Origin of the sequence: Marmoricola sp. URHB0036 (genome assembly GCF_000426045.1) — a bacterium.
Classification (GTDB): Bacteria; Actinomycetota; Actinomycetes; order Propionibacteriales; family Nocardioidaceae; genus Marmoricola.
This window is the reverse complement of record NZ_AUEP01000013.1, coordinates 15,053-38,274: the sequence shown is the minus strand read 5'-3', so window position 1 is coordinate 38,274 and position 23,222 is coordinate 15,053. Positions and strand designations below refer to the sequence as shown.

At 69.5% G+C, this 23,222-nt stretch carries 23 protein-coding genes; 5 read left to right on the top strand and 18 right to left on the bottom strand.

All coding sequences use genetic code 11. The annotated features are described in order from the left end of the window. Positions 1-375: 375 nt before the first annotated feature. The 8 genes from H976_RS26615 to H976_RS26610 form a co-directional block, all read right to left on the bottom strand. Positions 376-1,071, bottom strand: coding sequence for a polysaccharide deacetylase family protein (locus tag H976_RS26615; RefSeq protein WP_051276891.1), 696 nt, complete (start codon positions 1,069-1,071; stop codon positions 376-378). Continuing rightward, positions 1,068-2,231 (bottom strand): N-acetylglucosamine-6-phosphate deacetylase, encoded by a 1,164-nt coding sequence (locus H976_RS0115410; RefSeq protein WP_036226805.1) that lies wholly within the window; start codon positions 2,229-2,231, stop codon positions 1,068-1,070. The genes H976_RS26615 and H976_RS0115410 overlap by 4 nt, the downstream gene beginning before the upstream one ends. After that, positions 2,228-3,139, bottom strand: a complete 912-nt coding sequence (locus tag H976_RS0115405) for an ROK family protein (RefSeq protein WP_027862278.1) — start codon at positions 3,137-3,139, stop codon at positions 2,228-2,230. Before H976_RS0115405 ends, H976_RS0115410 begins: the two co-directional genes overlap by 4 nt. A 25-nt stretch (positions 3,140-3,164) precedes the next feature. Next, positions 3,165-4,049: a carbohydrate ABC transporter permease gene (locus tag H976_RS0115400; RefSeq protein ID WP_027862277.1), complete on the bottom strand. Its 885-nt coding sequence runs from the start codon at positions 4,047-4,049 to the stop codon at positions 3,165-3,167. Continuing rightward, the gene (locus H976_RS0115395) at positions 4,046-5,038 is read right to left on the bottom strand and encodes a carbohydrate ABC transporter permease (protein WP_027862276.1); all 993 of its coding nucleotides are present in this window, start codon (positions 5,036-5,038) and stop codon (positions 4,046-4,048) included. The genes H976_RS0115400 and H976_RS0115395 overlap by 4 nt, the downstream gene beginning before the upstream one ends. After that, positions 5,035-6,450 (bottom strand): N-acetylglucosamine/diacetylchitobiose ABC transporter substrate-binding protein, encoded by a 1,416-nt coding sequence (gene ngcE / locus H976_RS0115390; RefSeq protein WP_027862275.1) that lies wholly within the window; start codon positions 6,448-6,450, stop codon positions 5,035-5,037. The genes H976_RS0115395 and ngcE overlap by 4 nt, the downstream gene beginning before the upstream one ends. An 83-nt stretch (positions 6,451-6,533) precedes the next feature. After that, positions 6,534-7,289 carry a sugar isomerase domain-containing protein gene (locus H976_RS0115385; protein ID WP_027862274.1) on the bottom strand — a complete coding sequence of 252 codons (756 nt, stop codon included), beginning with the start codon at positions 7,287-7,289 and terminating at the stop codon, positions 6,534-6,536. Further along, positions 7,286-8,245, bottom strand: a complete 960-nt coding sequence (locus H976_RS26610) for a MurR/RpiR family transcriptional regulator (RefSeq protein ID WP_051276890.1) — start codon at positions 8,243-8,245, stop codon at positions 7,286-7,288. Before H976_RS26610 ends, H976_RS0115385 begins: the two co-directional genes overlap by 4 nt. A gap of 97 nt (positions 8,246-8,342) precedes the next feature. Here H976_RS26610 and H976_RS26605 point away from each other — a divergent pair, with 97 nt between their 5' ends. After that, positions 8,343-9,320, top strand: coding sequence for an N-acetylglucosamine kinase (locus tag H976_RS26605; protein WP_051276889.1), 978 nt, complete (start codon positions 8,343-8,345; stop codon positions 9,318-9,320). Between the two features lie 27 nt (positions 9,321-9,347). On the opposite strand, the gene H976_RS0115370 is transcribed toward H976_RS26605, so the two are convergent. After that, entirely contained in the window at positions 9,348-9,938 is a 591-nt protein-coding gene (locus H976_RS0115370; RefSeq protein ID WP_027862273.1) for a CGNR zinc finger domain-containing protein, read from the bottom strand. A 59-nt stretch (positions 9,939-9,997) separates the two neighbouring features. On the opposite strand from H976_RS0115370, the gene H976_RS0115365 reads away from it, so the two are divergent. From H976_RS0115365 to H976_RS28925, 4 genes are read left to right on the top strand one after another with little or no spacing between them, the layout of a single operon-like run. Next, a complete protein-coding gene (locus H976_RS0115365) occupies positions 9,998-10,606 on the top strand; it encodes a dihydrofolate reductase family protein (RefSeq protein ID WP_027862272.1) in 609 nt (202 codons plus the stop codon). Next, positions 10,603-11,079, top strand: a complete 477-nt coding sequence (locus H976_RS28930; RefSeq protein ID WP_051276887.1) for a pyridoxamine 5'-phosphate oxidase family protein — start codon at positions 10,603-10,605, stop codon at positions 11,077-11,079. The genes H976_RS0115365 and H976_RS28930 overlap by 4 nt, the downstream gene beginning before the upstream one ends. A gap of 40 nt (positions 11,080-11,119) precedes the next feature. Further along, positions 11,120-11,527, top strand: a complete 408-nt coding sequence (locus H976_RS26595; protein ID WP_051276886.1) for a DoxX family protein — start codon at positions 11,120-11,122, stop codon at positions 11,525-11,527. Between the two features lie 7 nt (positions 11,528-11,534). Then, entirely contained in the window at positions 11,535-12,062 is a 528-nt protein-coding gene (locus H976_RS28925; RefSeq protein WP_081682943.1) for a GNAT family N-acetyltransferase, read from the top strand. 45 nt (positions 12,063-12,107) lie between these two features. On the opposite strand, the gene nagB is transcribed toward H976_RS28925, so the two are convergent. From nagB to H976_RS26585, 9 genes are all read right to left on the bottom strand, one after another. Then, positions 12,108-12,893: a glucosamine-6-phosphate deaminase gene (gene nagB / locus H976_RS0115345; RefSeq protein ID WP_027862271.1), complete on the bottom strand. Its 786-nt coding sequence runs from the start codon at positions 12,891-12,893 to the stop codon at positions 12,108-12,110. After that, positions 12,893-13,888, bottom strand: coding sequence for an N-acetylglucosamine kinase (locus H976_RS0115340; RefSeq protein WP_027862270.1), 996 nt, complete (start codon positions 13,886-13,888; stop codon positions 12,893-12,895). The genes nagB and H976_RS0115340 overlap by 1 nt, the downstream gene beginning before the upstream one ends. Beyond that, a complete protein-coding gene (locus H976_RS0115335; protein ID WP_027862269.1) occupies positions 13,879-15,138 on the bottom strand; it encodes a 6-phospho-beta-glucosidase in 1,260 nt (419 codons plus the stop codon). Before H976_RS0115335 ends, H976_RS0115340 begins: the two co-directional genes overlap by 10 nt. Further along, entirely contained in the window at positions 15,135-15,986 is an 852-nt protein-coding gene (locus H976_RS0115330; protein ID WP_231388957.1) for a carbohydrate ABC transporter permease, read from the bottom strand. The genes H976_RS0115335 and H976_RS0115330 overlap by 4 nt, the downstream gene beginning before the upstream one ends. Positions 15,987-15,996: 10 nt before the next feature. Then, positions 15,997-16,875, bottom strand: a complete 879-nt coding sequence (locus H976_RS0115325; protein ID WP_231388956.1) for a carbohydrate ABC transporter permease — start codon at positions 16,873-16,875, stop codon at positions 15,997-15,999. A gap of 47 nt (positions 16,876-16,922) precedes the next feature. Then, positions 16,923-18,257, bottom strand: coding sequence for an ABC transporter substrate-binding protein (locus tag H976_RS0115320; RefSeq protein ID WP_027862266.1), 1,335 nt, complete (start codon positions 18,255-18,257; stop codon positions 16,923-16,925). Between the two features lie 24 nt (positions 18,258-18,281). After that, positions 18,282-19,481 (bottom strand): ROK family transcriptional regulator, encoded by a 1,200-nt coding sequence (locus H976_RS0115315; RefSeq protein WP_027862265.1) that lies wholly within the window; start codon positions 19,479-19,481, stop codon positions 18,282-18,284. Between the two features lie 108 nt (positions 19,482-19,589). Further along, positions 19,590-20,585: a hypothetical protein gene (locus H976_RS0115310; protein WP_027862264.1), complete on the bottom strand. Its 996-nt coding sequence runs from the start codon at positions 20,583-20,585 to the stop codon at positions 19,590-19,592. Between the two features lie 98 nt (positions 20,586-20,683). Beyond that, entirely contained in the window at positions 20,684-23,110 is a 2,427-nt protein-coding gene (locus H976_RS26585) for an excinuclease ABC subunit UvrA (protein ID WP_081682941.1), read from the bottom strand. Positions 23,111-23,222: the final 112 nt, after the last annotated feature.

Genomic DNA, 23,222 nt, shown 5'->3' with positions numbered 1-23,222 from the left:
AGTCGCCTGAGCCGTCCCGCAGAGGCGGCCGGCCGCGGGGCATCGGCCCCACCCCGGCGAATTCCCGGGAGAAAGTCGGCGGACCGCGGGTTCCGGCTCTCGGTTCGGTGCCATGCTGGGGGGTAGGACGCAGCGTCAAGAAGCGGAGCTTGTGTCCTGACGGCCAGAGGCTCTGGACCTCGGCTCTGGACCGTCGGCCCTTCCGTTCGGGAGGCGGGGCATCTGCCCCCCACGAGGTCCTCCACGGCGGTTGCGGCTGGGGCCATCTCGCGTGCCTCATCACGAGTGGACGCGGGGTGGCCCCCCTGTGGGACGCCGTCGAGGCGGACGCGGGCCCACCGCGAGTGCTACGGAGACGAGCACACGTGGGCTCGTCTACGTAGTCGCGTCCTCGACCCACGGTCGCCCCACCGGGGTGCCGTGCGCCATCGCCTCCGAGAGGGTCGGCTGGGCACAGTCGGCTGAGGAGATCCGCTCGAGAACGGCCCGAGCCAGCAGCGCCCGGTCGACCGGCGGTGGCGGGCCGTCGTCGACCAGGTCGCGCTTGTCGGCGTACGCATCATGGGACAGGACGATCTCGCCGGCGCGCGTGACCGCGTCCAGCGCAGCCAGGTGCTCTTCGAGGGGCACGTCGAGCCAGTCCCGGATGTCGCAGGTCCAGCATGCGGTGGTCAGGCCCACGTCGTGCACGGCTGCCCAGGCCGACAGCGTGAACCGTCCGTACGGCGGCCGGTACCAGACCACCGGGCGCTGGATGACCTGCTCGAGCAGGTCCTTGGTCTCGACCAGGCCGCTCGCGAACTCCGCCTCCGGTACCTGGTCGACACGACGGTGGTCGGCGCCGTGCAGGCCGATCTCGTGGCCCTCGGCGACGACCGACCTGAACACGTCGGGGTAGAGCCTCACGCGCGTGCCGAGCACGAAGAAGGTGGCCCGGGCGCCGGCCGCGGCGAGCTCGCGCAGGACCGCGGGGGTGCTCTCGGGGTCAGGGCCGTCGTCGTAGGTCAGCAGCACCGAGGGCCCCTCGTCCGGGCTGACGGCGACGAGAGCCTCGCCGGGTTGCTGGATCATCGGATCCAGTCACCTCCACGCATCACCCGGCGGACCCGCCAGTCGCGGTCGAGCACCACGAGGTCCGCTCGCAACCCGGTCTCCAGGCTGCCGCGGTCGTCCAGGCCGAGCAGGGCTGCGGGCGTGGAGGTCGCCGCAGCCACAGCGGCGACGGGATCGACGCCGGCGTGGACCACGCAGCGGCGGACCAGGTCGGCGGCGTGCGCCGTACCTCCCGCGAGCGACGGCGGGTCGGTCCGCGTCCACGCCCGGCCGTCCGCGACCCGCACCCGCACCGACCCGAGCTCGAAGTCACCGTCGGGCATCCCGGCAGCCACCATCGCGTCGCTGACGAGCACGACGTGCCGCCCGGGGTCCACGGCGAACACCAGGTGCGCCGTCTCGTCGGCGACGTGCACGCCGTCCGCGATGAGCTCCACGTGCGCTGCTCCGCGGGCCAGGGCGTCCAGGGAGGCGGCGACCGGGCCCGGCCGGCGATGGTGCAGGGGCTCCATGCCGTTGAACAGATGGGTGACCAGGGGCTTGTCGAGTGATCGCAGGGCCTCGCCGAAGGCGCGGGCGTCGGCTCCGGTGTGGCCGAGACCCACGAGCACGCCGGAACGCTCGAGGAGCTCGGCGGCGGCGACCGCGCCGGGCAGCTCGGGGGCGAGCGTCACCATCCGGACGGTCGGACGCCCGGCGTCGTCGACCCCGGCCGCCAGCCAGTCGGCGATCTCGTCGGTCCCGGGTAGGCGCAGGTGGGCGGGATCGTGTGCACCCCGGTGCTCCAGGTCCAGGAAGGGTCCTTCGACATGGCACCCCACGACCGAGGATCCCGTCGCCGCCACCGAGGCGATCGCCCTGATCGCGGCGAACAGCTCGGGGGCCGGCGCGCTCACCAGACTGGCCAGCATCGTCGTGGTGCCGCGGGAGAGATGGTGCGCTCCGACGGCGGCGACCTCGACCGTGTCGCCCGAGGTGACGGTGTGGCTCCCGCCGCCGTGGCAGTGGATGTCGACGTACCCGGGCGCGACCGTGTCGACCGGTTCCGGGGCCGGTCCCGACCAACCGGACGCCGGACCGACGTACCCGATCGTGCCGTCGGGGCGCACCTCGAGCACGCCCTCGTCCAGGATCCCGGCGGTCGTCACGAGCCGCCCGGCCAGCGCCGCCGCGGTCATGACTCGGGCGCCCATCCGTCGCGGGCCAGGAGCGCCGCACCGATCACGCCACCCCGGTCACCGAGGGTCGACGTGGTCAGCTCGGCGGGATGGACGATGGCGACCCGCTGGTGCAGCGCGACCCGCAGTGGGGTCAGCAGCGCTTCGCCGGCGCGGCTGAGTCCCCCGCCGATCACCACCCGGGCCGGGCTGACGAGCAGGGAGAGGATGTCGAGCGCGTCCGCGAGGGCGTCCACCGCGTCCTGCCAGACCTGCCGTGCGACGGCGTCCGCGTCCAGCCGCGCGGCCACGTCGTGCGCGCCCGTGACGTCGTTCCCGCTCAGACCCGTGTAGCGGCGCGCGATCGCCGCCGCGGAGGCGACGGCTTCGAGGCAGCCGTCACGACCGCACGCGCACCGGACGCCGGGCCGGACGACGAGGTGCCCGATCTCCGCCGTCTCGCCGCAGTGCCCGGTCAGCAGATGCCCGCCGGAGACGATGGATGCGGCGATTCCGGTGCCGATGGGCATGAAGACCAGGTCCTGGGTGCCGACACCCGCGCCGAGCCGGTGCTCGGCCACGCCGCCGGCGGCGACGTCGTTGGCGATCCGCACCGGCAGCTGCCACTCGGCCCCGAGTGCGCGGACGAGCTCGAGGTCGCGCCACCCGATGTTGGCGCTGTACGTCGCGACGCCGGTCTCGCGGTTGACCAGGCCCGGGACCACGACGCCCGCGCCGACCACGGATGCGCCGGACCGTTGTGCAAGCAGGGTGTGACCCACCTCGGTGATCGCCTCCAGGGCTCGTTGCCCCGGTGGTGTAGGACGTTGCTCGGCCGCCACCACCGTCCCCGCGTGGTCGACCAGTTCCGCCTTGATGGTCGTGCCGCCGACGTCGACGGCGAGTGCGAGCCCCTCGCCAACCGTCATGGGGCCGGCCCGAGGACAGCGGACCTCATCGGAACGTTCCCTGGGACACCGACCCCTCCAGCCGACGCTGGAAGATCAGGAAGACGATCAGCACCGGCACGACCGTGATGACGACTGCGGCGAAGAGCGCGCCGAAGTCGACGGCGTAGCCCGCCTGCGAGGCGAACTCCGCCATCCCCTGGGTCAGGACGTACTTGCTCATGTCGGTGTTCAGGGCCACCGGCAGCAGGAACTGGTTCCACAGCCCCAGGAAGTTGAAGATCGCGACGGTCGCCATCCCGGGCCGGGCCATCGGCAGCATGATCTGGAAGAACGTGCGCCAGTCCCCCGCACCGTCCATCAGCGCCGCCTCGTAGACGTCGTCGGGCAGGGACTTGAAGAAGGCATAGAGGAAGAACACCGTGAACGGGAGGGCGAACGCGACGTACACCATGATCAGCCCCGGCAGGGTGTTGAGCAGCCCGACGTTCTTCAGGACGAAGAACAGCGGCACGATCGCGAGGAAGATCGGGAAGGTGAGCCCGGCGAGCATCAGGTAGTAGATGACTCGCGCACCGGGGAACTGGAACCGCGCGAGCACGTAGGCGCACATCGCTCCCAGCAGCATGACGAGCACGAGGGCGACACCCACCACGATGACGGTGTTCAGGAAGAACTGCCGGATCCCGGCGTCGGTCCATGCGTGGACGTAGTTGTCGAAGCTCCAGTGCGCCGGCAGTGAGAACGGTGAGGCCAGGATCTCCTTGGTCGTCTTGAAGGAGGACAGCACGACCCACAGGAACGGGACGATCACGATGAGCGTCCAGATCGCCAGGAGCACGTGCGAGGTGGCTTCGACAGCGAGGTCGCCACCGGTCCGGTCGTTGCGCGTCTCGGTGTCGACGCTCTCGTCTGCCGCGACGGCGCTCATCGGCGCAGCCTCCGCTCGCCGCCTCCGGTGAACCGATTGGCCGCGAACACGATCGCGGCGAACAGCAGCGTCACGACCGCGAGCACGACGCCCATCGCCGTGGCATAGCCGAACTGGCCCTTCCGGAACGCCGTGTTGAAGAGCTCCTGGCTCATCGTCCGAGTGGTGTTGTCGGGTCCGCCGTTGGGGTTCAGCGCTTGCATGTACACGAAGGCATCGAGGGCCGTGATCCCGAGATAGATGTACGCCGTCTGCACGTTGTCGCGGACGAGCGGGAGGGTCACCGAGATGGCCGTGCGGAACCGGCCGGCGCCGTCCATGCGAGCGGCCTCGTAGATCTCCGCCGGGATCCCCTTGATGGCCGCGACGAACAGCACCGTGTAGAAACCGACGAAGCTCCAGATGATCACGAACATGGACGCGGGCATCGCCGTACGCGGGTCGCCGAGCCAGGCGAAGTCCTCGAACCCGCTGAGGCCGATCTTGGTGAGGGTGGCGTTGAGGAGACCGGCCGAGGGGTCGTACACCTGCGCCCAGATGAGGCCGATGACGATGGCCGGGACGGTGTAGGGGAAGAACGACACGATCCGGTAGAACCCGGAGCCGCGGATCCCGCGGATGTTGCCCTTGGTGGGACCGCCCACCGTGACCATCGTCGCGATGGCGAGTGCCAGCACGATGGTCACGAGCGGCACCACGATCGCGAGCTGGATGTTGTTGCCCAACGACTTCATGAAGGTGTCGTCGTGGAACAGCTTCGTGAAGTTGTCCAGCCCGATGAAGTTGTACGACGGAGAGAACCCGTTCCAGTCGGTCATCGCGAAGTACAACGCCTGGCCGAACGGGTAGATCACGAAGACGAGGAAGATCGCCAGCGGCAGCCCGAGGAACACCGCCATGAAGCTCAGCCGTTCGAGGCTCGGCATCCGGCGCGACCGGGCGACCGGCCGAGGCCGGCCGCCGGTCGTCGTCGTCATGGCGCTGGTCACGTGATCTTGAGCTTCTTCACCGACGAGTCGTTCGCGATCTTGTCGGTGATGCCCTGCAGCCCCTTGGTGAGGCCGGCGACATCGGTCTGACCGGACAGGAACGAGTTCCACACCACCAGCTGGTCGGTGTTCATGCCGTAGTAGTCGACGAACTGGTAATTGAAGATGTTGCTGCCGGCGGCGCTCAGCATCTTCGTCTGCGAGACCAGCGCCGTCGACCCGAAGCCGTCATCGGGCACCAGGCCCTTGACGATCGTCGGCGCCAGCCGCGTCTTGGAGAAGTTGGTCGCGGCATCCTTCGACAGCATCGCTCGCAGGAGCTCCTTGCCGCCGGCGCTGTTCTTCGACTGGGACGGCACGACGTACGGCTCACCGGCAGCGGCACGGAGCCCCGCGGCGGGCAGCTTGGGGCTGGACGAGACCGTCGGCTCGGGAGCGCCGGTCATCTCGAAGCCCGACTTCGTCGCCGACTTCATCTCGTTCTCGATCCAGCCACCGGACGGGTAGAGGATCGCCTGTTCGTCGTTGCTCCACTTCGCCTGGGCAGCGGTGAACTGGGTGCCGGCACCGCCGGGGACGAAGTACTCCTTCGACACCATCTCGGCGAGGGCCTTGAAGACGTCCTGGAGCTGCGGCATCGACCAGCACTTCGGCTGGAGGTTCTCCAGCGCGAGGCGGACCTCGTCGCCGCCCTCCTTGATGGCGGAGTTGACGGACATCGTCTGGTAGTACGTCGCCGCCTCCTTGCCCCACACGAAGAGGTACTTGCCCTTGGCCTTGGCCTTGGCGCCGAGGGCGAGTGCGTCGTCCCAGGTGGCCGGAGGGGTCCAGCCGTTCTGCTTGAACAGCGACGCGGAGTACCAGACGCCGTAGACCGTCATCACGTAGTTCATCGCGATGAACTTGCCGTCGAAGGTGCCGGGGACCTTGACGTTCGGGTAGAGCGTGTCGGAGATCTTGGTGCCCTCGTAGTTGTTGGCCTCGAACACGTCGTCCAGTGTCTCGCACTGCTTCGCGATGACGTTGAACCCGATGGCGTTCGCACCCGAGTTGTCGATCAGGTCGGGCGGCGTGCCGCCGACGAAGCGCGGCTGCAGCTGCTGGGCGATCTGCGTCGACGGGGACACCTTGATGGTGACGCCCGAGAAGCCCTTCTGCTTGGTGACCTGGTCGGCGGCGTACTTGACGTAGTCGTAGCCGTAGCCGCCGTTGAAGATCACTGCATCCACGCTCGAGCTCTTCGCGAGCCCGAAGGGGTTGGTCGCGGACTTCGTGCCGCCACCGCCACCGCCGCCTCCGCTGCTCGGGGACGAGCAGGAGGCGAGCGTGCCGGCGAGCGGTACGAGTGCCGCTGCTGCGAGCGAGCCACGGAGGAAGCTACGTCGGTCGAGTTGTGCTTTTTCTTGAGTCATCGTCGGGTGCCTTTCGTGATGTCCCTGCTGGTGGTGCTTGGTTCTCACGGGTGTCCTGCTGCGCGCGCTGCCGCACGTGGCGGTCAGGTGAGGCCGGCGATGCGCTCGCCGTACCGCGCCTTGAGTGCGTCGTTGTGCTCGTCACCTCCCGGAACGTTGGCCGAGATGTACAGCGGCGGGATCTCGCCCGCGTCTCGGAGTCGCTGAGCCGTGCCGAGCGTGAGGAGCTGGGCGATGTAGGCCGCCGTGATCGAGGAGACGGCGCCGGCCGAGAGCCCGTCGCCGAGGTCGATCGTCGCGTCGCCGTACGGCGCCCGGTTGTCGATCACGATGTCGGCGATCTCCGAGAGCCGCTTGCCGCTGCTGTGCTTGGGGCTGACCGCGTTGGTGTGCTCCAGGCTCGTCACCGCGATGACGGGATGGCCGTCGGCCTTGGCGCGCAGGGCGAGTCCGACGATCGACCCGTTGACGCCGGAGTTGGAGGCGACCATGAAGACGTCGGCGGGGTCGAAGGAGTACAGCTCGTAGAGCTCGTCGGCGACCGACTCGTCACGTTCGAGCGTGCCGCCCTCGAGCACCGAGACGTCCCGGTTGCCGCGCAGGACGACGTCGCGCAGCACGATCGCATGCGTCGGGATGAGCCCGCCCGCACGGCCTGCGACCTCCATGGCGAACGCCTGGGAGTGGCCGGTGCCGAACACCTGCACGACGCCGCCGCGCTGCATCGAGGACACGATCAGCTCGATGGCCGGGTCGAGGCCGCCGGCGCGGACCTCCTGGTCGAGGGCGTCGAGCCGGTCGCGGACCTCGGTGGCGAAGTCGGCAAGTGGGGCGCTCATGTCGTGGCGGTTCCTTTCGACGAGGGCGAGGTGCGTGGCCGGGCCGGCGTACGAAGCGGGCGGCGATGTGGGGCGACGGCTGCTGCCGAGGCCGCCAGCAGGCTCGTCGTACGTGAGAAGTCGCGTTGGGCCGCGAGGAGGTAGAGCAGGTCGATCACGAAGAGCTGGGCGTGCTTGGCCGACAGGTCGTCGGGCTGGAGGTACTCCCCCGGCGCGTAGCTGATCAGGTGGGCGTCGGCGAGCTGCGCCAACGGCGAGCTCGGGTCGCTGGTGACCGCGACGGCGTAGGCACCCGACGACTTCGCCAGGGCCAGCATCTCGATCGTGGCCTCGGTGCGACCGGTGTTGGAGAAGGCGATGGCAACGCTCGAGTCGCCCAGCCGGGCGGCGCTGGTGAGGCCGACGTGGACCTCGCTCCACGCGTGCGCGTTGATGCCGATCCGGTAGAGGCGAGCCTGCAGCTCGACGGCCATGCCGGCGCTGCCGCCGATGCCGTAGATGTCGACGTGGGAGCTCTGGGCGACGGCGTCCGCGACCCGACCGACGAGCGCGGGGTCGAGCCGGTCCGCGGTGGAGGTGAGCGCCACCGTGTGGGCGTTCACCAGCGTGTGCATCACCTCGGTCGCGGTGTCCCCCGGGTGGAACGCGCGCCCGATGTCGGCGTCCCAGGTCTCGTCGGCGCTCAACCGACCCTGTTCGGCCGCGGCACCCACGCGCAGGGCGGGGTAGCCGGTGTAGTCGATCGCGCGGCAGAACCGGGTGACCGTCGCCGGCGAGGCACCTGCTCGCGCGGCCAGCTCGGTGATCGAGAGCCGCAACGGAAGGGACGGGTCCTCGAGCAGGAGGGTGCCGATCTTGGCCATGGCTCCGGGCATCTGCGGCAGGGCCGCACGGATCCTGCTGCTGGCGCCGTAGCCTGCCAGCGCATGGACCGCGGGGCCCTCCGCAACAGCCATCTGAAAATCCCTATCAGCGATGTCAGTGGTTAGAGGAAAACTATTTGCATATCGTGATCCAGATCACCAGCACCCGACAGTCACGAATAGGTAACGAATGACCGAGCAGCTCACCGGACTGGTCGCCGTCGACGCCGGCGGCACCAGCACCCGCACCGTGGTCCTCGACCCGGCCGGCCACTGCCTGGGCTACGCAGTCGCCGGCAGCAGCAACCCGGTCGCCGTCGGGCCGGAGACAGCCGCTGCGTCCGTGGCGCAGAGCGTCCGTGTCGCGCTCGAGAAGGCGAGGATCCCGAGCACGGCGACCCGGTTGGTCGTGCTCGCGATGGCCGGTGCGGGCAGTCCCTCAGTCTCGGCGGAGGTCAGCTCGCGGCTCGCGGACGTGGGCCTCGAGGCGCCGGTGGTCTTCGAGTCCGACCTGCTGGCGACGTACTTCTCGGGGACCCATCGCGCCGACGGGTACGCCGTGATCTCCGGGACCGGTGCAGGCGCGATCCGGGTGGAGCAGGGGCGACAGGTCGCTGTCGCGGACGGGCTGGGTTGGCTGCTGGGCGACGAGGGCTCCGGCTTCTGGATCGGCCACCGCGTCGTACGCGCCGCACTGGCCGACCTCGACGGCCGCGGCCCGGCCACGGAGCTCACTCCGCTCCTGCTCGGGCGGCTCGGCGTGGCCGCACCCTCGGATCCGACCGACCGGGAGCCGATCCTGGCGCTGGTCCGGGCGCTGTACGCCGGCCCGCCGGTCCGGCTGGCCGACCACGCACGCCTGGCGTTCGAGGTCGACGGGGACATGACCGCGGACCGCATCCTCGACGCCGCCGCCGCCGCCCTCGAGCGGACCCTCGACGCTGTCCGGTCCCCCACTGTCTCCGGGCCGGTGGTGCTCGGCGGGGGCATCCTGGGCCGCGGCGACAAGCTCGTCGACCGACTCGTCGGCGCCCGTGGCGCGGCCGAGGTCCACGTCGTGGCTGACGGCGTTCTCGGGGTCTGCGTCCTCGCCCTCCGTCGTACTGGCACGACCGTCGACGCGGCCGCGTTCCAGCGGTTGGCGACCTCCCTCGCTGCCGTGCGCTGATCGTCGAGGACACCCGAAGGAGGACCCTCAGCGTTGTGCTTGCGCGGCACGACGTCGCCGGAGTGCGGCGGCCTTCACCCGGTTCTGGCACCGCTCCGAGCAGAACCTTCGGGTGCCGTTCTTGGTCGTGTCGACGAAGGCCCTGCCGCAGTCCTCGGCTGCGCAGAGATGCACCCGATCTGCATGGCCTTCTCCGATGAGGAGAGCCATCGCCTCGGCGCACAGGGAGGTCCACGCCAGGACGAAGTCGGCACGTTGAGGGTGGTGGTGCAGGCTCCACGTCCCATCGTCGCTCCGGACCAGGTGGGGAACGGCCGGCGCTTCCGCCAAGAGCTCGTTGAGCGTGCTCGCGGCCAGGTCGACGTCGCCGACATGCATTGCTTCGATGACGTGGCGAAGGCGGTGCGCGAGCGCCGTCATCTCCTCGACCCGTTGGCCCGGGCGGTCCGCAACGGACTCCGGGTCGAAGGCAAACACCTGCTCGAGGATCTCTGCTGCCGGCTGCGTGGGCGTGATCACCAGGTCATTGACCAAGGCCAACGCGACCCGGGCACCAGTCGCTTGTGCATACCTGTCTATGAACACTTGACCAGGCACCTCTTTCTGCTCTACCGTCACTGTTCAAACAGTATATGTCAGGTACGTATGAATGCGCACCTCAACCCCCGGAGGACTCGATGGGAACAGTGATCATGCACAGTGTGGTCTCGGTCGACGGCTTCATCGCCGACGAGAACGATCAACCCGGCCCCTTGCACGAGTGGTACTTCGGCGGGGACACCCCGATCACGAGCGACCAGGCCTCCTTCGACCACTCAGGTGTGGGCAGCCACTTCCGGGTCTCCCGGGCATCTGCCCGCTACGTCGCGGAGGTGTGGGACTCGCTGGGCACGATCGTGATGGGCCGCAGGCTCTTCGACCTCGTCGACGGCTGGCAGGGTGACCCACCGGCGGGCGAGCACGTCGTCGTGGTCTCGCACCGGCCCAAGCCGGCCGGCTGGCATCCCGAAGCCTCCTACCACTTCCTCGACGAGGTGGCGGCCGCGATTGCGAAGGCCAAGGAGCTCGCGGGTGACCGCACCGTTGCCGTGAACGCCGGTGACGTGGGTGCGCAGGCACTGGCGGCAGGGCTCGTCGACGAAGTGGCCATGGACGTCGTGCCGGTGGTCTTCGGCTCGGGTCGGCGCTACTTCGGTCGCATCGATCGCCAGTACCTGCTGGAGGACCCTCACGTGGTCATCCAGGGTGACGGGGTCCTGCACCTTCGTTTCAAGGTGCGTGCATGACGCGCTCGACGAGGCCCGATCGCACCTCGGTCGACCGGATCCTCGATCACAACAAGTACCTCGTGATCGGATCGGTCGACGAGGCCGGCAGGCCGTGGACGACACCGGTCTTCTTCGCACCGAGGGACGCCGACACCCTGGTCTGGCTCTCTTCACCCGACAGTCGGCACTCGTCCAACATCGAGCAGCAGCCTCAGGTCGCCCTCACCGTCTTCGACTCACGTGTCGAGGTCGGTCACGCCGAGGCGGCGTACTTCGATGCGCAGGCCGAGCGCGCCGGGGCCGACGCCATCCACGCAGCACTGGCGGCGTTGAACGCACGCCTCCCACTCGATCGACGCGTGGGCATCGAGGACATCGCACCGACCGGCCACTTGGCGGTCTACCAAGCACACGTCCAGCACCGCTACGTCCTCGTCCGTGGGGGCAACGAACACTTCCGCAACGTCCTCGACATGACCGTCGAGGTATGAGCACCTCTCCCTCTCGCAGCACTCATCCCAAGGAGCCACCATGAGAACCACCGTCTGGATCACCTCCGTCCTACTCGCCGCCGCGTTCGTGATGACGGGTGCCGGAAAGCTGTTCGTCTCCGTCGAGGACCTGCGCCAGTCAGCCCAGGGCGTTCCCGTCGCCATGCTGCGCATCGCCGGCGCTGCCGAGATCCTCGGCGCGATCGGTCTCGTGCTGCCGGCTGCCACCAGGGTCTTGCCCGTGCTCACCCCCGTGGCGGCCTCCGCCCTGACCGTCACCATGGTCGCCGCCACCCTCACCAACATCTCGATCGGTGAACCCGGCACCAGCATCGCCACCGGCGTGCTCGGCATGGTGAGCGCCGCTGTGGCCTGGGCCCGCTTCGGTCGCTACTCGGTGCAACCCCGGCGGAGCACCAGTCCTGCCTTCTCGTTGCTCGGGGCCTAGGACAGCCATGCAGCCCCGCAGCACCAACCGGATCCGACCCGCAACGACCTCTGACATCCCGGAGATGCAACAGGTAGGTGTGGCTGCCTGGCGCGTGGCCTACGCGTTCGCCGGCCCCGCCTACATCGAACGCGGGCTGAAGACCTGGTGGACCCCCGAGGCCCTCGCGACCTGCCTCGCGACAACACAGCTGGTCGTCGCCGAGCGAGACGGACGGATCCTCGGTGTCGGCAACCTGGACACGCGCGGCGACGTACCAGTCATCTGGAAGCTCTACGTCCACCCCGCAGCGCAGCGAACCGGCCTCGGACGCGCACTGCTGAGCCACCTCATCAGGATTGCCCCACCCGACACGGCTCGCGTCGCCCTGGAGTACGTCGCCGGCAATGAACATGCGGCTCAGTTCTACGCCGCGAACGGATTCACCGAGGACCACCGGTCACGATCTGCCGACCCGGACGAACCAGAGACGGTGTGGGTCAGCGTGGCGCAGGACGTCATACGTTCCGGTCGCCATGACGACCACTTCGTATGACGTCCGCCAGCTCACCTGCTCGCAAGCGTCCACACCGGTCACTCACTACAGCCCCTGCCACTCCGGCTTGGCCTCGTAGGTCTCGACGTACTGGTCGCGGCGGTCCAGCCTCGAGGCCGCGTCGGGGTCCACCAGCACGGTCGCGTGGGGGTGCAGCTGGAGCGCTGTCGCGGGCCAGCTCGCCGACACCGGGCCTTCCGCCAGCTGGCGGACCGCCTCGGCCTTGGCCGGACCGGACGCGATCAGCACGAGGTGTCGCGCCTCGAGGATGGTGCCGATGCCCTGCGTCAGGCAGTGGCGGGGTACGGCGTCGGGATCTCCGCCGAAGAACCGCGCGTTGTCCTGCCGGGTCTGCGTGGTGAGGGTCTTGATGCGGGTGCGCGACGCGAGCGACGACCCGGGTTCGTTGAAGGCAAGGTGGCCGTCGGTGCCGACGCCGAGCAGCTGGAGGTCCACACCGCCGGCGCCCGCGATCGCTTCCTCGTAGGCCGCGCACTCCCGGGCCACGTCGGTCGCGTTGCCGTCAGGCCCGTGGACGTTGGCCGGATCGAGGTCGACCCGGCTGACGAGCTCCCGGTGGATCACGGATCGGTAGCTCTGCTGGTGTCCCTCAGGGAGTCCGACGTACTCGTCGAGCAGGAAGGCCCGGGCGCGGGACAGGGTCAGGGTGCCGGCCTGGACGCGGCGGGCGAGCTCGTCGTACACACCGAGGGGGCTGGAGCCGGTGGCCAGGCCGAGCACGGCGTCGGGAGTACGACGCGCCAGTCGCTCGATGGCGTCTGCCACCAGGACCGAGGCGGCACCCGAGTCGGGACAGATGACGACCTCCATCAGCGCTCCCCCGCCGGCGCGACGCTCTCGCGCAGGCGCTCCTTCGAGCTGTCCGGCGCCGAGACGTGGTCGAGCCCGAGCAGAGCGGCCCCGAGGACGAGAGGAGTGGTGACCACCCGGGTGAAGGCCTTCGGCGCCGAAGCGGCGAGCTCCTCGTCGATGCCGTCGAGGAGCATCCGGTGCCCGGCCGTGAGCACGCCTCCTCCGAGAACCACGGGGGTCGGCTCATCGTGCAGATCCAGACGGGTCAGCGCCGCGTTCGCGAGGGCGACCACCTCGGCCGCCTGGCGTCGTACGACGTCGACAGCGATGCGGTCGCCGCCGGCAGCGACGTCGAACAGCAACGGCGTCATCTCCACGCAGCGTTCCGGGGCCAGGTGACCGAGGTGGACCGCCTCGATGAGCGCCTCCATCGTCGGGAGTCCGTAGTGCGCCGGTAGGGCCTCGCGCAGCGCGGTCTGCGGGCCACGTCCGTCGGCGGCCCGTGCCGCCCACCACATCGCCTCGGTCCAGAGGAACCCGCCTCCACCCCAGTCTCCGGAGATGTGCCCGACCGCCGCGAACCTGACCTCGCGCCCGTCGCGCGAGCGGCCGGTGCAGTTGATGCCAGCACCGCAGATCACGGCGACACCCTGCGGTTCCTCCAGTCCGGCGCGCAGCAGCGCGTAGGTGTCGTTGAAGACCGCGCTCGTCGCACCCCAGGCCCGCGCCTCCACGGCCTGTTCCAGGAGCCGTTGCTCGACGGGCAGGTCCACGTTGGCGAGGCAGGCGGAGACGTGGCGCACCATGCCGGTGGGCGCGGCGATGCCGGCATCGGCGGCCGCCTGCTCGACCAGGACGTGCAGGCTCGCCACCGCTGTATCAGGCTGCACGATGTGCGGCAGGAAGCCGGGTCCCCGGGAGGATCCGAGGACCTCGCCGTCCTCGGACACGACCGCCACGTCCGTCTTCGAGTTGCCGGCGTCGACGGCCAGCACGGCAGGTGTCACGCCCATGGCAGGTAGTCCCTGTTGTGCGCGAGCAGCCGGTCGGTCAGCCCGTCGGCGAGCTCGACCTGCCCCACGAGCGGGTGCGCGAGCAACGCCTCGAAGACGCGCTCCCGGCCGCCACGCAGCGCGGCATCGAGCGCCAGGTGCTCGTAGGCCGTGACCGCGGACACCAGCCCCGCGAAGAGCGGCGCGAGCGGCTCCACGGGTAGTGGTGTCACCACTCCGGGCTCGACCCTCGCCGGGACCTCCACGACCGCGTCGGCCGGCAGGAAGGGCAGCGTGTCACCGTTGCGGACGTTCACCACCTGCTCCTCGGCCTGCGTCGAGCTGCCGAGCAGGCGGGCGCACAGGTCGACGGCGGCCTCGGAGTAGAACGCCCCGCCGCGCTGGGTGAGCAGCTCGGGCTTCGTGTCGAGCCGCTCGTCGGCGTACTGCCGCAGCAGCTCCTGCTCGATCTCGGCCACCCGGGCAGCGCGCGAGGGCGAGGCCATCAGCTCGCGGACGACCTCGTCGTGGGCGTAGAAGTAGCGCAGGTAGTACGACGGCACCACGCCCAGCTGGCGCAGCAGCCACGCCGGGAGCTCGAGCGACTCGGCGATGTCCTGGACGTGCTCGTCGAGCAGCTCGGGCAACCGGTCACGGCCGTCGACGAGCACGCGTCGCTCCCAGGTCAGGTGGTTGAGCCCGACGTGGTCGAGCCGCACCCGCTCCGGCTCGACGCCCAGCATCCCGGCGAAGCGGCGTTGGAAGCCGATGGCGACGTTGCACAACCCCACCGCCCGGTGCCCCGCCTCCAGGAGGGCCCGGGTGACGATGCCGACCGGGTTGGTGAAGTCGACGATCCACGCGTCCGGGCTGGCCTTCTGCACGCGCGACGCGATGTCCAGGACCACGGGGACGGTCCGCAGGGCCTTGGCCAGGCCTCCGGCCCCGGTGGTCTCCTGCCCCACGCACCCGCACTCGAGCGGCCAGGTCTCGTCCTGCCCGCGCGCGGCCTGTCCGCCGACGCGGAGCTGGAGGAGCACCGCGTCCGCCCCCTCGACACCGGCGTCGAGGTCCGACGTCGTGGTCAGGACGCCGGGGTGGTCGTGTCGCTGCAGCATCCGTCGGCCGAGGGCACCGATGAGTGCGAGCCGGTCCTCGGCCGGATCGATCAGCACCAGCTCGTCGACCGGCAGCGCCGCCTGCATCCGGCCGATGCCGTCGACCAGCTCCGGTGTGTACGTCGACCCGCCGCCGACTACCGCGATCTTCATCCCTTCACCCCCGTGAGTGTGACGCCTTCGATAAAGGCTTTCTGCGCCAGGAAGAACACCGCGATCACCGGAGCCATCACCAGCAGGGTCGCTGCCATGGTGAGGTTCCAGTTGGTGTGGTGTGCGCTCTTGAACGATGCCAGTCCATAGCTCAAGGTCCACGCCCCCGGGTTCTCGCTCGTGTAGATCTGCGGCCCGAAGTAGTCGTTCCACAGGTAGAAGAACTGGAACAGGCCCACCGCCACGATCGCAGGTCGTGACAGCGGCAGCACGATGCGCAGCATCGCGCCCAGGTCGCTGCAGCCGTCGATCCGGGCCGCCTCGATGTACTCGCGTGGCACGGTCAGCAGGAACTGACGCAGCAGGAAGATGGAGAAGGCGTCACCGAAGGCCAGCGGGATGATCAACGGCCACAGGGTGCCGGACAGGTGCAGCTCCTTGGCCCAGAAGAGGTACATCGGCACGATCACGACCTGTGGCGGCAGCATCATCGTCGCCACCACGACCATCATCGCGAGCTTGCGGCCACGGAAGCGGAAGTGGGCGAGTGCGTAGGCCACCGGAATGCTGGAGACCAGCGTGAGCGCGGTCCCCAGAGTCGCGTAGAGGATGGTGTTGCGCCACCAGGTCGCAAATCCGCCGGTGTGCCAGACGTCGACGTAGTTGTGCCACTGCCAGGTCTGCGGCCACAGGTCCTTGGTCAACGTCTGCTGGTCGGACATCACCGAGGTCAGGAACACGAAGACGAACGGCAGCACGAACAACAGCCCGAGTCCGACGGCCACCGCGTGCTCCGCGATCCACCCCAGCATCGGGCGTGACCGGTACGTCGGTCGGTCTGCGCTCACGGCCGCCACCTCAGTCCTCCGCCAGGAAGCCCGAGCCGCGACGCATCAGCAGCGCCGCGAAAACCATGGAGAAGGCGAAGAGGACGAGGGCGATGACACAGGCCGCACCGACGTCGAACCGCTGGAAGCCGAGGTTGTAGACCAGCTGCGGGAGCGTCAGCGTGGACCCGTCCGGATAACCGGGCTCGGTCTGCGTGCCCGAGCCGATGATCTGACCACTGGCGACCTGCCCGGCAACTTGCGGCTCGGTGTAGTACTGCATCATCGCGATCACGCCCGTGACGGCGGCGAAGACCAGGATCGGCTGGATGAACGGCAGCGTCACGAAGCGGAAGCGCGCGAACGCACCGGCTCCGTCCAGGTCAGCGGCCTCGTACAGGTCCCGGGGCACGTCGAGCAGCGAGGCCATGAAGATGACCATCAGGTCACCGATGCACCACAGCGCCAGCAGCGTCAGCGACGGCTTGGACCAGGCAGGGTCGTTGAACCATCCCGGCTGGGGAAGCCCCAACCGGCCGAGGACTGTGTTGACGGCACCAGTCCCCGGGTTGAGCAGGAAGACGAAGGCGATCGTGCCCGCCACCGGCGGAGCGAGGTACGGCGCGTAGTACAGCGTCCGGAAGAAGCCCCCTCCCCTCTTCAGCCGGATCACGAGCATGCCGACCGCGAGTCCGAACAGCAGCCGGAGGGTCACGATCACGATCACCAGCCACAGCGTGTTGCGCATGGCCGGCCAGAAGAACGGATAGTGATGCACGACGTACGACCAGTTGCGCAGGCCCGTCCACGTGGGTGCCGTGAAGCCGTCGTAGTGCGTGAACGAGAGGTACGCCGTCGCCACCAGCGGGTAGAGGAAGAACAGCCCGGTGCCCACGAGCCAGGGTGACAAGAACGCCAGGTTGCGCAGCGTGTGTCTTGCCGGTCGCGCAGGACGGCTCATTGGGCCTGGGCGATGTCGGTGTCGATCTGCTTGGCGGCCTTGTCCAGCGCCCCCTTCAGGTCATCGTTCTTGCCCGATTCGTAGGCATACCCGACGTTCTGCAGGGTGAGCTGGTAGGCGCCGCCGTTCGGGCTGGACGGCGTGGTGTTGCTGTGCGGGTTCTGCGCGATCTTCAGGAACGTCTGGAAGTTGGGGTCCTGGTCGACCTTGGGCGAGGCCAGCGCAGCCTTCGTCGAGGGCACGTTGTGGATCGCGTTGGCGAAGCTCACCACGGCATCGGTGTCAGTCGTCAGGAACTTCACGAACTGCCAGGCCGCGTTCTGCTTCTGGCTCGTGCTCGCGATGCCCACGATCGTGCCGGTCGTGTAGCCCTTGCCGTACTCGTCGGCGAGGGCGTCGGGCACCGGGAACGGCGCCGTGGCGTAGTCGATGCCGGACTTGCTGTCGTCGATCATGCCTCCGCGCCACTCGCCGTCGATGAGCATCGCGACCTGGCCGGCCATGAAGGCGTTCTTGGCTCCGAACTCGTCGCCGAACGAGGCGCGGTACTTCTCGAGCTTCTGGAAGCCACCCAGCGAGTCGACGAGCTTCCGCTGCCACTCGTAGGCCGCCTCGAGCCCCGGGTCGTCGGCCACGGTGGACGTGCCGTCCTCGGAGAAGTACGTCGGGTCGAACTGGGCCGCGAAGTGAGTGATCGTGGACTCGTAGAAGTGGTAGTCGGGCATGAACCCGAGCTGGGAGTAGGAGTCACCGTTGCTCTTGGTCAGCTTGACGGCATCGGCGTCGAACTCGGAGAGGGTCTTGGGCGGCGCGGTGATGCCGGCCTTCGCGAACATCGCCTTGTTGTAGTACAGCCCGTAGGCGTCACTGAGCAGCGGCAGCGAGCACTGGTCTCCCTTGTACTGCGTGTAGTCGAGCTGTGCCTGGGGGAACGTCGCCGCGGGGTCGATGCCGGACTTCTTGAGGAACGGCGTGAGGTCGACGAAGGCGTGCGAGCTGCAGAACTCGCCGACGTTGTCGGTCGTGAACGACGACACCACGTCCGGCGCCTTGGGCCCACCCGCGCGCAGGGCCTGGTTGATCTTGTCGTCGGTGATGTTGCTGACTGCCTTGACGGTGATGTTGGGGTGGACCTTCTCGAAGGCGGCGATGTTGTCCTTGATCGCCTTGACCTCGTTGGGTGCGCTCCAGCCGTGCCAGAAGGTGATGGTCGTCTTGGCGTTCGGGTCGTCGCTCGCGCCGCCCGAGCCGCCGCACGCCGTTGCGCTGAGGACGAGGACGGCGGCGGTCGCCGCAGCCGCCAGGTGGCGGCGGTGTCGTGATGCGGGCATGGGATTCCTCCTACTGGTCGGTGCTCAGGTGGTGACCGAGAGGGTCGGGTGGGTCTGCAGGGTGTCGAAGACGTGCTCGCGGGTCGCGGCGAGCGCGGTGTGCAGCGCTCCCGTCAGCACGGGAGCCTCCGAGACCGCGGAGAGCTCCAGCAAGGGGCGGGCCACGGTCAGGTCGGCCAGCTCTGCGCGCACGATGTCCGCGAGTCGCTCGCCGCCAGCGCTCAGGACCCCGCCGCCCAGCACGATGAGCGCGGGGTCCAGGACGGCGACGATGGACGCCAGCCCGAGAGCGACCCGCTCGCCGACCAGCTGGAGGAGCTGGTCCCCGGAGCCAGGTGTGCTGAGCGCCAGAGCGACGGCCGACTCGGGGCTACGTGCCCGCAGGCCCATCGACCGGGCCAGGGCCAGCACCTGCTTACCGCCGGCGAGCTCCTGGAAACCACCCGTGTTGCTGCGGCTCACGTGGCGGACGAGCGGCGTGCCGGGCAGCGGGAGGAAGCCCACCTCGCCGGCCCCGCCGGTGGCGCCTCGGTGCAGGCGGCCGTCGATCACGATGGCGGCGCCGAGCCCCTCCTCGGCCCAGAGCAGCACGAAGTTGTCGACTCCGACCGCCCGCCCGACCTCCCGCTCGGCCACCGCGGCGAGGTTCACGTCGTTCTCGGCCTCGACCGGCACACCGACGGCGTCCGAGACACGGGCGAGCATGTCGGGGTCGTGCCAGCCCGGGAGGTGCCGGGCGTAGCGGAGTCGCCCCGTCGTCGGGTCGAACGCTCCCGGAGTCCCGATGACGACGCGGTGCAGATCGGCTCGACCCACCCCGGGCTCGCCCGCCAGTGCGTCATCCAGCACGCGCTCGACCTGCTGGATGGCCGTCACCCCCGAACCGCGCCGGGTGCGGAGCTCTGACCTGCCGACGACGCTGCCACTGACATCGGCGACGGCGGCCACGATGCGGGTCGACGTGACGTCCAGCGCGGCGGCGTACGCACTCACAGGGTTGATCTCGTAGAGCTGCGCGTTGCGGCCAGGCCCACCTTCCCGGACGCCGGTCGCGACGACCAGGCCGGCACGCTCCAGCCGCGCCAGGAGTTGGGAGGCGGTCGGCTTGGACAGCCCGGTCAGCTCACCGAGCCGCGTGCGGGACAGCGGTCCGTGCTCCAGCAGCAGGTCGAGGGCGGCCCGGTCGTTCATGCCGCGCAGCAGCCGTGGAGTTCCCGGCCTCATCCGCGCCTCCGGTTCGTTAGGAAACTTTCCTAACGGACAATGGCACTGCCGACGCGGGACCGCAAGAGGGACGCGCGAGTGTGCGCGGACAGGCCGCTGACCAACCTCTCAGTCGCGGTCCCCCGCGAGGCGCTCCCGGCGCTCCTCTTCACGCTTGGAGTACGCCGCTGCCCGGATCGCCTCGTCCGACTCCAGACCGGTGCCGAGCGCACCGCCGACGGTGGCCGCCGACGCCACGAACCAGGTCAGCACGAACAGCTCGCCGTATCCCATCGGCTGTTTCAGGTAGCTGCCCATCAGGCCCGGATCCAGGATGAACATCGCCCACGCCAGGTTCACGACGTACAGCGCGGCATAGCAGATGAGCACCCCCGTAGTCAGCGTCAGCAGGGTTGAGGTGTTGTAGAGACGGGACCTCTCCCGAGCCTCCGCTGAGTCGTTCTCAGGTCTGTCCCAGAGCTCGCCGTCGATCACGATCCAGCCGACGACCAGCGCGATGGACACGACCGTCGCGACCGTCAGGCGCCACCAGGACAAGGAACCGGCGAGCAGCCACACCGTGGAGTTGATCGTGGCGATGGCACCGGTCGCCAAGGCCGCGACCAGTGCAGACTTCAGGCCGGGCACGAGCAACCACGGACGGTTGGCCAGCACCATGCCCAGGAGCAGGCGCCAGCGGCCTCTGCGCCGAGGCAGCGGCACGCGATGTTGTTCCTTCGACGTGGAGTCGACCATGCCGGTGAGGAGCCGACGCAGGGCGGCACGGGTGCGTGCGTGCACCCGGACGCCGCCGAGCGCAGGCAGCGAGATCACTGCAGTTCGGCACTGCGGGTCGGTCTCGACCAGCAGGTACGAGCCGTCGGCATCACGAAGCGGAAGCTCGGTGAGCCCCACGACCAGATCCCACTCGTGCTCGTCCGCCTGGTCTCGTAGTCGCCCCACCGCCGTCTCGATGTCCTCGCAGTCGATGGTGAAGGGCTGGCTGACGACCTCGATGTCCCAGTCGCCGTCGTCCTTGCCGTGAGGACGGAGCCTGCCCACCCGATCGGCGACCTCGGTAGGGGCGGCCGGATCCGCGACGAGGCCGACTTTCGTAGGCTTCATCCGATGCCGGTACCCCGCCAGCTCACGGCGACACCGTCGCAGCGCGTGGTCGCATCACCGCACCTCTCCTTCGCGGGAGGGAGCCATGACCTCGGTCCTCACGACGCGCGACGTGGACGCCGGACCGCGCGCCGTGGATAGCCGTCGGTCACCCCGTTCAGGGCCCGCTCCAGCCGGCGTGCGAGGTACGGCGCAGTCGCGCTGGCCTCGACCCTGGCGACGTCGGACGGAGTGCCGGTCGCAACCACGCGACCACCGGCGTCTCCCCCGCCCGGGCCCAGGTCGATGACCCAGTCGGCCGTGGCGACCGCATCGAGGTCGTGCTCGACCACGACCACGGTGTTGCCGGCGTCGACGAGGCGATGCAGCTGCCGCAGGAGCAGAGCGGTGTCCGCAGGGTGCAGCCCCGACGTCGGCTCGTCGAGCAGGTACAGCGCGTGGCCTCGGCGGGCGCGTTGGAGCTCGGTGGCGAGCTTGATCCGTTGCGCCTCTCCCCCACTGAGCTCGGTCGCCGGCTGTCCCAGCCGGAGGTAGCCCAACCCCACCTCGCGAAGCGTCTCGAGGCTCCGGGCCGCGGCCGGCACGTCGGCGAGGAACCTCGCCGCAGCATCGACCGGCAGGTCGAGCACCTCCGCGACGTTCTTGCCGTGATAGCTGATCTCGAGCGTCTCGGCGTTGTACCGCGCACCGTGGCACGTCGGACACGGCGCGTAGGTGCCGGGGAGGAAGAGCAGCTCGACAGCGACGAAGCCCTCCCCCTCGCACGTCTGGCACCGGCCCTCGGGGACGTTGAAGGAGAAGCGGCCCGGACCGTAGTCGCGCCGCTGCGCCTCGTCCGTCGCGGCGTACAGCTTGCGTACGGTGTCGAACATCCCGGTGTACGTCGCGAGGTTCGACCGCGGCGTGCGACCGATCGGACGCTGGTCGACGAGCACCAGCCGGTCGAAGGACTCGAGAGCACGTGCGTCCTCCGCGAGCACCTGGCTGACCAGGGTCGACTTGCCGGACCCGGAGACGCCGGTGACGGCAGTCAGCACGCAGCGCGGGATGTCGACAGACACGTCGCGGAGGTTGTGGCGGGACACCCCAGCCAGCCGCAACCAGCCGTCGGGAGCACGCACGTCGTGCTCCAACGGCTCAGCACGACCGAACAGGTGGGCGCCGGTGATCGACTCCTGGACATCCTCGAGACCCGCGACCGGACCGCTGTAGAGCACGCGACCCCCGGACTCACCTGCTCCCGGGCCGATGTCGACCACCCAGTCCGCCCGGCGTACGACGTCGAGGTCGTGCTCCACGACGAAGAGGGAGTTGCCGGACTCCTTGAGCCGGTCCAGCACCTCGAGCAGCGGCTCGGCATCGGCCGGGTGCAGGCCGGCAGAGGGCTCGTCCAGCACGTAGACGACGCCGAACAGCCCGGAGCGGAGCTGGGTGGCGATCCGCAGGCGCTGCGTCTCGCCGGGTGACAGCGTCGTCGAGCTCCGTCGCAGGCTGAGGTATCCCAACCCCAGGTCGAGCAGCACCTCGACGCGGGCCACCAGGTCACTGCAGATGCGCACGGCGACCTCGTTGGTGTCCTCGGGCAGGTCCGCGAACGGGCGCAGGATGCCGACCAGCTCGCCGAGTGGCAGGTCGTTCAGCTCGGCAATCGACCTCCCCGCAAAGGTCACCGCGCGTGCCTCGGGGCGCAGACCGCTGCCATGGCACTCGGGGCAGGGCGCGTCCTCGACGAACCGCAGTGCCCGCTCGCGCATCCGCTCACTCTTGGAGTCGGCCAGCACGTGCATGACGTGCTTGCGTGCACTCCAGAACTTGCCGTAGTACCCGTAGTCGACGCGGTCAGGTTCAGGCTCGATGTACACCGACGGCTGCTCGTCGGTGTAGAGCAGCCAGTCGCGGTCCTTCTTCCTCAGCCGACGCCACGGCTTGTCGATGTCGATGCCGAGACCGGAGACGATGCTCCGGAGGTTGGCGCCCTGCCAGGCGCCGGGCCAGGCGGCGATCGCTCCCTCACGGATGCTCAAGGACGGATCCGGGACGAGCAGCTCTTCGGTCACGTCGTGGACGACACCCAGACCGTGGCAGCGGGGACACGCCCCGGCCGCGGTGTTGGGTGAGAACGCCTCGGCGGCGAGGTGGTCGGCTCCGGCGGGGTAGTCCCCCGCCCGTGAGTAGAGCATCCGCACCAGGTTGGACAGGGTGGTGATGGTGCCGACGGACGATCGGGACGTCGCTGCGCCGCGTCGCTGCTGCAGGGCCACCGCCGGCGGCAGTCCGGTCACCTCCTCGACGTGCGGAGCGCCGACCTGCTGCAGCAGCCGCCGCGCGTACGGCGCCACCGACTCGAAGTACCGGCGCTGCGCCTCGGCGTACAGCGTCCCGAAGGCCAGCGACGACTTGCCCGACCCGGAGATCCCGGTGAACGCGACCATGGCGTCGCGCGGGATGTCGACATCGACGTGTCGGAGGTTGTGTTCGCTGGCTCCGCGGACGCGCACGAAGTGGTCGGACGCATCGGTGGTCACGGATGCCTCGTACCCAGTACCGCGGATCCCGAGACATGACGCTCACGCACACGCACGGCCGACCTTTCGAGGCCAGCCGGTGCTCGGGCAGCAGTATCGACCGTCCGCAGCG

What these genes read in the sequence shown, in the direction of transcription:
- H976_RS26615 (WP_051276891.1), bottom strand. Translation starts at nt 1,071, where the DNA reads ATGATCCAGCAACCCGGCGAGGCTCTCGTCGCCGTCAGCCCGGACGAG.
- H976_RS0115410 (WP_036226805.1), bottom strand. Translation starts at nt 2,231, where the DNA reads ATGACCGCGGCGGCGCTGGCCGGGCGGCTCGTGACGACCGCCGGGATC.
- H976_RS0115405 (WP_027862278.1), bottom strand. Translation starts at nt 3,139, where the DNA reads ATGACGGTTGGCGAGGGGCTCGCACTCGCCGTCGACGTCGGCGGCACG.
- H976_RS0115400 (WP_027862277.1), bottom strand. Translation starts at nt 4,049, where the DNA reads ATGAGCGCCGTCGCGGCAGACGAGAGCGTCGACACCGAGACGCGCAAC.
- ngcE (WP_027862275.1), bottom strand. Translation starts at nt 6,450, where the DNA reads ATGACTCAAGAAAAAGCACAACTCGACCGACGTAGCTTCCTCCGTGGC.
- H976_RS0115385 (WP_027862274.1), bottom strand. Translation starts at nt 7,289, where the DNA reads ATGAGCGCCCCACTTGCCGACTTCGCCACCGAGGTCCGCGACCGGCTC.
- H976_RS26610 (WP_051276890.1), bottom strand. Translation starts at nt 8,245, where the DNA reads ATGGCTGTTGCGGAGGGCCCCGCGGTCCATGCGCTGGCAGGCTACGGC.
- H976_RS26605 (WP_051276889.1), top strand. Translation starts at nt 8,343, where the DNA reads ATGACCGAGCAGCTCACCGGACTGGTCGCCGTCGACGCCGGCGGCACC.
- H976_RS0115365 (WP_027862272.1), top strand. Translation starts at nt 9,998, where the DNA reads ATGGGAACAGTGATCATGCACAGTGTGGTCTCGGTCGACGGCTTCATC.
- H976_RS28930 (WP_051276887.1), top strand. Translation starts at nt 10,603, where the DNA reads ATGACGCGCTCGACGAGGCCCGATCGCACCTCGGTCGACCGGATCCTC.
- H976_RS26595 (WP_051276886.1), top strand. Translation starts at nt 11,120, where the DNA reads ATGAGAACCACCGTCTGGATCACCTCCGTCCTACTCGCCGCCGCGTTC.
- H976_RS28925 (WP_081682943.1), top strand. Translation starts at nt 11,535, where the DNA reads ATGCAGCCCCGCAGCACCAACCGGATCCGACCCGCAACGACCTCTGAC.
- nagB (WP_027862271.1), bottom strand. Translation starts at nt 12,893, where the DNA reads ATGGAGGTCGTCATCTGTCCCGACTCGGGTGCCGCCTCGGTCCTGGTG.
- H976_RS0115340 (WP_027862270.1), bottom strand. Translation starts at nt 13,888, where the DNA reads ATGGGCGTGACACCTGCCGTGCTGGCCGTCGACGCCGGCAACTCGAAG.
- H976_RS0115335 (WP_027862269.1), bottom strand. Translation starts at nt 15,138, where the DNA reads ATGAAGATCGCGGTAGTCGGCGGCGGGTCGACGTACACACCGGAGCTG.
- H976_RS0115320 (WP_027862266.1), bottom strand. Translation starts at nt 18,257, where the DNA reads ATGCCCGCATCACGACACCGCCGCCACCTGGCGGCTGCGGCGACCGCC.
- H976_RS0115315 (WP_027862265.1), bottom strand. Translation starts at nt 19,481, where the DNA reads ATGAGGCCGGGAACTCCACGGCTGCTGCGCGGCATGAACGACCGGGCC.
- H976_RS0115310 (WP_027862264.1), bottom strand. Translation starts at nt 20,585, where the DNA reads ATGAAGCCTACGAAAGTCGGCCTCGTCGCGGATCCGGCCGCCCCTACC.